Genomic DNA, 8,246 nt, shown 5'->3' with positions numbered 1-8,246 from the left:
AGGTAAAGGCGATCGAGGCCGGGCTCTATGCCGCCAACATGCCGGCCGATGTCGGCGGTGCCGGCCTCGATACGGTGACCTGGCTGCTCTACGAGAAGGAACTCGGCCGGGCCAATTACGCGCTGCACTGGACCTGCGTGGCGCGTCCCTCCAACATCCTCCTGGCCGGCACACCCGAACAGCGCGAGAAATATCTGTTCCCCTGCATCCGTGGCGAGAAATGGGACTGCCTGGCCATGACCGAGCCGGGCGCCGGCTCCGATTTGCGCGGCATGAAGGCAACCGCCGTTCAGGACGGCGACGACTGGGTGCTGAACGGCACCAAGCATTTTATCTCCCACGCCGACCTCGCCGACTTCGCCATCGTTTTCATGGCCTCAGGCGAAGAGGATTCGCCGCGCGGCAAACGCAAGAAGATCACCGCCTTCTTCGTCGACAAGGGCACCAAAGGCTTCACCGTCCGTGACGGTTACCGCAACGTCTCGCATCGCGGCTACACCAACGCCATCCTCGAATTCGACGATTGCCGGCTACCCGGAGCCCAAGTGTTGGGCGAAGTCCACAAGGGGTTCGACGTCGCCAATTCCTGGCTCGGCGCCACCCGGCTGCAGGTCGGCGCCACCTGCCTCGGCCGCGCCGAGCGTGCGCTTGGCCATGCCGTCGAATACGCCGCGCAGCGCCAGCAGTTCGGCCAGCAGATCGGCAAGTTCCAGGGCGTATCGTTCAAGCTTGCCGACATGGCGACCGAATTGAAGGCCGCCGACCTGATGGTGTTCGAAGCCGGCTGGAAGTACGATCAGGGCACCGTCACCGACCAGGACATGGCCATGGCCAAGCTGAAAGCCACCGAAATGCTCGCATACGTCGCCGATGAAGCGATCCAGATCCATGGCGGCATGGGGCTGATGGACGATCTGCCGCTGGAGCGCATCTGGCGCGACGCGCGCGTCGAGCGCATCTGGGAAGGCACATCCGAGATCCAGCGCCACATCATTTCAAGGGCGCTGCTGCGCCCGTTCGGGGCATAACATATGCATAAACTGGAGCGTCTCCTGCGGCCTAAATCGATCGCCGTCTTCGGCGGCGCGCAGGCCGCAGCCGTCGTCGCGCAATCGATCAAGATGGGTTTTGCCGGCGAGATCTGGCCGGTGCATCCGACCAAGGACGAGGTTGCCGGTCGCAAGGCCTATCGTTCGGTGGCTGACCTGCCCGGCGCGCCGGATGCTGCCTTTGTCGGCGTCAACCGGCATTTGACCATCGAGGTGATCAAGGCGCTGGCCGAACGCGGCGCCGGCGGCGCCGTCTGCTTTGCCGCCGGCTTCCTCGAAACCGAGGCCTATGACGATGATGGCGAGCGGCTGCAGGCCGAGCTGGTCGCGGCGGCCGGCCAGATGCCGATCATCGGGCCGAATTGCTACGGCCTGATCAATTATGCCGACGGCGCGCTGCTGTGGCCCGACCAGCATGGCGGCATAAGACTGGCCGAGGGCGGCAAGGGCGTCGCCATCATCACCCAGTCCTCCAACATCGCCATCAACATGACCATGCAGAAGCGCGGCCTGCCGATCGCCTTCCTGATGACCGCCGGCAACCAGGCGCAGACCGGCCTGTCCGAAATGGCGCTCGGCCTGATCGAGGATGAGCGGGTCACGTCGCTCGGCCTGCACATCGAAGCCTTCGATTCGGTAGCCGGCTTCGAACGGCTGGCGGCACGAGCCCGCGAGCTGAAGAAGCCGATCATCGCCATGAAGGTCGGCCGTTCCGAACAGGCCAGGCAAGCGACTGTCTCGCATACCGCGTCGCTCGCCGGCTCGGACGCGGCCTCGGGTGCGTTCCTGCGGCGGCTCGGCATTGCGCGTGTCGATTCAATCCCCGCCTTCATCGAGGCGCTGAAGCTGCTGCACATCACCGGACCTTTGCCCGGCTATAGGCTGTCGTCGATGAGCTGCTCCGGCGGCGAGGCCTCCGTCATGGCCGACAGCGCCGAAGGCCGCTGGGTCAATTTCCCTGTGCTGACCGACAGCCACCGCGCCCATGTCAAATCGACGCTCGGGCCGCTGGTCGCGGTCGCCAATCCCTTGGACTATCACACCTTCATCTGGAACAACGAGCCGGCGATGACCGCCACCTTCACCGCCATGGTGTCGGGCGGTTTCGACCTCAACATGCTGGTGCTCGATTTTCCGCGACCCGACCGCTGCTCGGTCACCGACTGGTGGGCGACGTTGCGCGCTTTCGAATCGGCGCTCAAGACCAACAAGGCGCATGGTGCGATCGTCTCCTCGCTGCCGGAGAACCTGCCGGAGGAATACACTGCCGAACTGATGGCGCGCGGCATGGTGCCGTTGTTCGGCATTTCGGAAGCGATGGATGCAGCCGGCGCAGCAGCCTTCATCGGCTGGGCTTGGGCTGAACCGCAGGCGCAGCCGATCGACACGTCGGCCTCCGGTGCCCCCGGGGGCGACCACGTCACGCCCGACGAAGCCGAGGCGAAGTCACGGCTGATCAAAGCCGGCCTGCCGGTGCCGAAGGGCGAGCGCGCCGCCAATGCCGTCGAGGCGGTGATTTCGTCCATGGCGCTCGGTTTTCCCGTCGCGTTGAAGGCGCTCGGCGTCACCCACAAATCCGAAGTTGGCGCTGTCAGGCTCAATCTCAGGGATGCCGAATCCGTCAGCACCGCAGCGCATGACCTGTTGCCGCTCGGCACCGGGCTCTATGTCGAGCGCATGGTGCGCGACGGTGTTGCCGAACTCATCGTCGGCTTCACCCGCGATCCGATGTTCGGCGCGGTGATGACGCTCGGCACTGGTGGCGTGCTGGTCGAGCTGTTGCGCGACAGCGTCACGCTGATGCTGCCGGCGACCCTCGACGATATCGAGGCGGCGCTGCGCGGCCTGAAACTGTTCCCGTTGCTCGAAGGCTATCGCGGCCGGCCTAAGGCCGATGTCGCGGCTGCCATCGATGCTATCTCTGGCATTGCCGCCTTCGTGCAGCAGAATGCCGGTGAGATCGAAGAACTCGACATCAACCCGCTGATCGTCTGTGCAGAGGGCAAGGGCGCCTGGATCGCCGACGCGCTGCTGGTGCTGGGAGAGAACAAGAATGTCTGACGTCATTTCGACCCGCCGCGAGGGCACCATCCTCGAAGTCACCCTCGACCGGCCCAAGGCCAACGCCATCGACCTGAAGACCTCGCGGCTGATGGGCGAGACCTTCAAGGCGTTCCGAGACGATCCGGAATTGCGCGTCGCCATCGTCAAGACCGCTGGCGACAAGTTCTTCTGCGCGGGCTGGGACCTCAAAGCAGCTGCCGGCGGCGATGCGGTCGACGGCGACTATGGCGTCGGCGGCTTTGCCGGCCTGCAGGAGCTGCGCGACCTCAACAAGCCGATCATCGCGTGCGTCAACGGCATGGCGGTCGGCGGCGGCTTCGAGCTGGCGCTGTCCTGCGACCTCATCTACGCCTCCGATCATTCCTCCTTCGCGCTGCCCGAGATCCGAGCCGGCACGCTGGCCGACGCGGCGACGATCAAGCTGCCGAAGCGCATCCCCTACCATGTCGCCATGGACCTTCTGCTCACCGGCCGCTGGATGGATGTCGCTGAAGCGCATCGCTGGGGCTTGGTCAACGAAGTGCTGCCCAAGGAAAAGCTGGAAGATCGCGTCTGGGAGATCGCCCGGCTGCTCGCAGGCGGCCCACCGCTGGTGTTTGCCGCGATCAAGGAGACGGCGCGCGTGGCCGAGGCGCTGACCTTCCAGGACGCCATGAACAAGGTGACCCGCCGGCAATTGCCGACGGTCGATGCGCTCTATGGCTCCGAGGACAATATGGAGGGTTTTCGGGCTTTTGCGGAGAAGCGTGAGCCGGTGTGGAAGGGGAAGTAAGGATTGTTGCCGAAATGACGGCGCTCACCCCCCTCTGTCCTGCCGGACATCTCCCCCTCAAGGGGGGAGATTGGCAGCTTCGATTTCTGCACTCTTCTTGCGACGCCGAAGGTTGGCGAAAGCCTTCGCAACATCCGATCTCCCCCCTTGAGGGGGAGATGTCCGGCAGGACAGAAGGGGGCGCCCAGGCTCAGCCTTGGCCGCCTTTCCAGCACCCATGACCGACAAAACCCTCATCGATGCCGAGACCTGGGCCTTCATCGAGCGCACCAATTCCTACTATCCGCCCGATACGATCGGCTACACGATCGCGCAGCAGCGCGAGATCTACGACCGCATGTGCCGGGAATTCTTTGCCGGCTATCCCGAGGGCGTCGCTGTCGAAACCTCCGCCATTGCAACGCCGACGCACGATATCCCGATCCGTATCTACCGAAGCCCACTCCAGGCAGGCGTGACGGTGCTCTATGTCCACGGCGGCGGCTTCATCCTTGGTGGGCTGGACAGCCATGACGATGTTTGCGCGGAGCTGTGCTCGCGCACAGGCTATGAGGTGGTCTCCGTAGATTACCGGCTGGCGCCGGAACATTTGCATCCAGCCGCCTTCGACGATGCCATGAGCGCCTTCGAATGGGCCGCCGCCAATCGCGATCATCCTATCGTGCTCTGCGGCGACAGCGCCGGCGGCAATCTCTGCGCCGCCGTCAGTCACGCCACGCGCGGCCATTCGAAAAGGCCGGTCGGCCAGGTGCTGATCTATCCCGGCCTCGGCGGAGACCGCTCGAAAGGCTCCTATGTCAAGCACGCCGAAGCGCCGATGCTGACCGTGCGCGATCTCGAATTCTACAAGCACATTCGCACTGGAGGGCAAAACCGTAGCGGCGATGCGACGCTGGCCCCGCTTGCCGACACCGATTTCTCCAACTTGCCGCCGACAGTGCTGATCACCGCCGAATGCGACCCGCTGTCATCGGATGGCGAGACCTATCGCGACCTGATCATCACGGCAGGTGGCCACGCGACGTGGTTCGAGGAGCCGGGATTGGTTCACGGCTATCTCAGAGCCCGGCACACGGTTGGCCGCGCCCGCACCAGCTTCACCCGGATCGTCGATGCGGTGACCGCGCTTGGACGGGGCGGCTGGCGCTGGTGATCGCGGCCAAACTCTGAGGACCAAGTGGCGCCCCTTCACGCCACCGAGGCAGCCGCTGCCCGGCCGGCGCTGCGGCCGGAAAAGATGCAGCCGCCGAGGAAGGTGCCTTCGAGCGCCGCATAGCCATGCACGCCGCCGCCGCCGAAACCGGCGGCTTCGCCGACGGCATAGAGCCCGGCGACCGGCTGCCCATCTGCCCCCAGCACGCGGCTGTCGAGATCGGTCTGCAGGCCGCCCAGCGTCTTGCGGGTCAAGATGTTGAGCCGCACCGCGATCAGCGGGCCATTTGCCGGATCGAGCATCTTGTGCGGCTTGGCCGTGCGGATCAGCCGGTCGCCGAGATAGGCGCGGGCGCCACGCAGAGCGGTGATCTGCATATCCTTGGAGAAAGGGTTGTCGAGCTGCCTATCGCGGGCGCGGATCTCGCGCTCGACTTGAGCCACCTCAAGCAGCGCCTCGCCGCCGGCCAGCGCGTTCATGCGCGCGACCAGCGCCGGCAAATCGGCCTCGACGATGAAGTCCTCGCCCTTTTCCATGAACGCCTTGACGGGGCCCGGAATGCCCGATGTGGCGCGGCCGAGCACCTGGCGCCAGCTCTTGCCGGTCAGATCGGGGTTCTGCTCGGAGCCCGACAGCGCGAACTCCTTCTGGATGATCTTCTTGGTCAGGATGAACCAGGAATAGTCGAAGCCGGTGCTCATGATGTGGGAGAGCGTGCCCAGAGTGTCGAAGCCGGGATAGAGCGGCACCGGCAGGCGCTTGCCGCGCGCATCGAGCCACAGCGATGATGGGCCGGGCAGGATGCGTATCGCATGGTCGGTCCAGATCGGCGCCCAGTTCTTGATGCCCTCGACATAGTGCCACATGCGGTCGCGGTTGATGATCGAACCGCCGGCCTGTTCCGTGATCGCCAGCATGCGGCCGTCGACGTGGTCGGGCACGCCGGTGATCATGCGCTTGGGCGCCGCGCCCAGCCGCTGCGGCCAGTTTTCCCGCACAAGCTGATGGTTGGCGCCGATGCCGCCGGAAGCGACGATCACGGCTTGCGCGCGAAGCTCGAAATCTCCTGATATTTCGCGCGAACTCTTGTGGCCGCGCTCGGCGGTACTCGGTTGCAGGATGTCGCCGCGCACCCCGTCGACAGTCGCACCCGTGCGGGTCAATTCATCGACCCGATGGCGGAATTTGAAACTGATCAGTCCGCGCTTCTGCGCCTCGCGCACGCGCTGTACGAAGGGTTCGAGAACGCCGGGGCCCGTGCCCCAGGTGATGTGGAAGCGCGGCACCGAATTGCCGTGGCCGATGGCATTGCCGCCGCCACGCTCGGCCCAGCCGACCACGGGAAAGAATTTCAGGCCGCGCTGTATCAGCCAGGAGCGTTTTTCGCCGGCGGCAAAGCCGACATAGGCTTCCGCCCATTTGCGCGGCCAGAAATCCTCGGGCCGATCGAAAGCCGCGGTGCCCAGCCAGTCTTCCAGCGCCAGGTCATGCGAATCGCGGATGCGCATGCGCCGCTGCTCGGGCGAATCGACGAGGAAAAGGCCGCCGAACGACCAGAATGCCTGGCCGCCGAGCGACTGCTCCGGCTCCTGGTCGACGATGATGATTTTCTTGCCGGCCTCGGCGAGCTCGGCGGCGGCAACCAGCCCTGCAAGGCCGGCGCCGACAATGATCACGTCCGCATCGTCAGCCATTTTTCCTCCCAGAATTAGCCGGCTATTTCAATGCAAGGAATTCAGACGGTCTCCCAGCCTTCTTTGCCGCCGGCGCGGAAGATGGCGTCGATGACTTTCTGATTGAGCACCGATTCCTCCAGCGTGAAGACGCGCTCCTTGCCGCCCTGTGCCGCGCGCGCGAAGGTCTCGACCTCCAGCCGGTACTGCTGCGTGCCGGGAAAGCGAAAAACCTGCGCCTCGGTGTGGTTCTGGTTGTGCAGTTCGACGCGGTGGTGGTCGTAGAGCCCGGCATTGAAAGGCGAGAACAACTCGATGAAACCCTTCTCGCCGTGGAACACCATCACCTGGCGCGCCGCCATCTGAGTCGACAGATAGAACGACAGCTCGAAGTCACCGAAATCGGCACGGATCGAGGAGTAGATGTCGGTGCCGAATGTCTTGTCGCGCTCGATCGTCGCCTGCACGCGCAGCGGCTCCTTGCTGGTGGAAAAGCGCGTCGACACGGTCGGGTAAACGCCGATGTCGGGCAGCGCGCCGCCGCCGAGGTCGAGCTGGTTGCGCATGTTGCTGGGGTCGACGTTGTAGTAGGAGAACGCGCCCTGCACATGGCGCAGCCGGCCGATGGCGCCGCTGGCGATGAGCTCGCGCACCTTGATCCATTGCGGGTGGTAGATGACCATGAAGGCTTCGCAGACCAGCACCCTTTTCTGGTCGCGCAGCTTGATCAGCGGCAGGATGTCCTTGGCGTCGAGCGCCAGCGGCTTTTCGACCAGCACATGCTTGCCGGCTTCGATGGCCTTGGCCGCCCACTCGACATGCTGCGAGGTCGGCAGCGGGATGTAGACGCCGTCGACCTCGTTGGAGGCAAGCAGTTCCTCATAGGAGCCGAAGGCATGGCGCGCACCGAAGCGATCGGCCAGCGCCTTGGCCTTCGACAGATCGCGGCTGGCGATCGCCGACAGCACGCTATTCTCCGCCTCGACCATCGCCGGCAACAAATGCTCGCGGCCGATCTTGGCCGTCGACAACACACCCCATCGGAACATCAGGCATCTCCATCACGATTACAGGCGACGAGGTTTGCCCGAAATCGCCGGAAAAGCCAATGACGAGGTCAGCCCCTTTTGCCGGTCAGCGTCATGTCGAAGTCGACGATGTTGGAATAGATCGGCGTGCCGACATCCATGCCGTAGCGCGACCTCAGCACCTTGCCGGTGACATGGAATTTGATCATGCCGGCCTTGAGACCGCCGAGCTCGGCCGTGAATTTTTCCGGGAACGTCTTGCCGCGCGCCGTCAGCCGGCCGCTGACGAGAGCCGTGGTGTCGCTGGTTCGGGTCACGCTGGTAGAGCGGAACTGGATTTCCGGGCTGTTGGCGGCATCAAACACCGCGTCGGAGCGCAGGAAGGCATCGATACGGCCCTGGCCGGTGCCGACGCTTTCGGGAAAAATGGTGAAATTGACAGCTGAGCGCCCGACATCGCTGTTGTCGATGCGGATCGAGCCCTTGAAGCGGGCGAAGGTGCCATTG

At 64.6% G+C, this 8,246-nt stretch carries 7 protein-coding genes; 4 read left to right on the top strand and 3 right to left on the bottom strand.

Going from position 1 to position 8,246, the window contains the following annotated elements; genetic code table 11:
* From EN932_RS22545 to EN932_RS22530, 4 genes are all read left to right on the top strand, one after another.
* The coding region (locus tag EN932_RS22545; protein ID WP_164890573.1) for an acyl-CoA dehydrogenase family protein at nucleotides 1-1,028 on the top strand (1,028 nt) is incomplete at its 5' end.
* Between the two features lie 3 nt (nucleotides 1,029-1,031).
* On the top strand, nucleotides 1,032-3,110 hold the full coding sequence (locus tag EN932_RS22540; RefSeq protein WP_127368935.1) for an acetate--CoA ligase family protein: 2,079 nt from the start codon (nucleotides 1,032-1,034) through the stop codon (nucleotides 3,108-3,110).
* A complete protein-coding gene (locus EN932_RS22535) occupies nucleotides 3,103-3,885 on the top strand; it encodes a carnitinyl-CoA dehydratase (protein ID WP_013528298.1) in 783 nt (260 codons plus the stop codon). Before EN932_RS22540 ends, EN932_RS22535 begins: the two co-directional genes overlap by 8 nt.
* A gap of 217 nt (nucleotides 3,886-4,102) precedes the next feature.
* Nucleotides 4,103-5,038, top strand: a complete 936-nt coding sequence (locus tag EN932_RS22530) for an alpha/beta hydrolase (protein WP_127368934.1) — start codon at nucleotides 4,103-4,105, stop codon at nucleotides 5,036-5,038.
* Between the two features lie 35 nt (nucleotides 5,039-5,073).
* Here EN932_RS22530 and EN932_RS22525 read toward each other — a convergent pair whose 3' ends face one another.
* The 3 genes from EN932_RS22525 to EN932_RS22515 form a co-directional block, all read right to left on the bottom strand.
* A complete protein-coding gene (locus EN932_RS22525) occupies nucleotides 5,074-6,732 on the bottom strand; it encodes an FAD-binding dehydrogenase (protein WP_027161012.1) in 1,659 nt (552 codons plus the stop codon).
* Between the two features lie 41 nt (nucleotides 6,733-6,773).
* Nucleotides 6,774-7,760 carry a Gfo/Idh/MocA family oxidoreductase gene (locus EN932_RS22520; RefSeq protein ID WP_127385133.1) on the bottom strand — a complete coding sequence of 329 codons (987 nt, stop codon included), beginning with the start codon at nucleotides 7,758-7,760 and terminating at the stop codon, nucleotides 6,774-6,776.
* A gap of 68 nt (nucleotides 7,761-7,828) precedes the next feature.
* A partial coding sequence (locus EN932_RS22515; RefSeq protein WP_164890572.1) for a YceI family protein occupies nucleotides 7,829-8,246 on the bottom strand: 418 nt, incomplete at its 5' end.

The organism is Mesorhizobium sp. M7A.F.Ca.US.002.01.1.1, assembly GCF_004022955.1.
GTDB lineage: Bacteria > Pseudomonadota > Alphaproteobacteria > Rhizobiales > Rhizobiaceae > Mesorhizobium > Mesorhizobium ciceri.
Note: the sequence above shows the minus strand (reverse complement) of the source record. Positions and strands in the feature narration are given on the sequence as shown.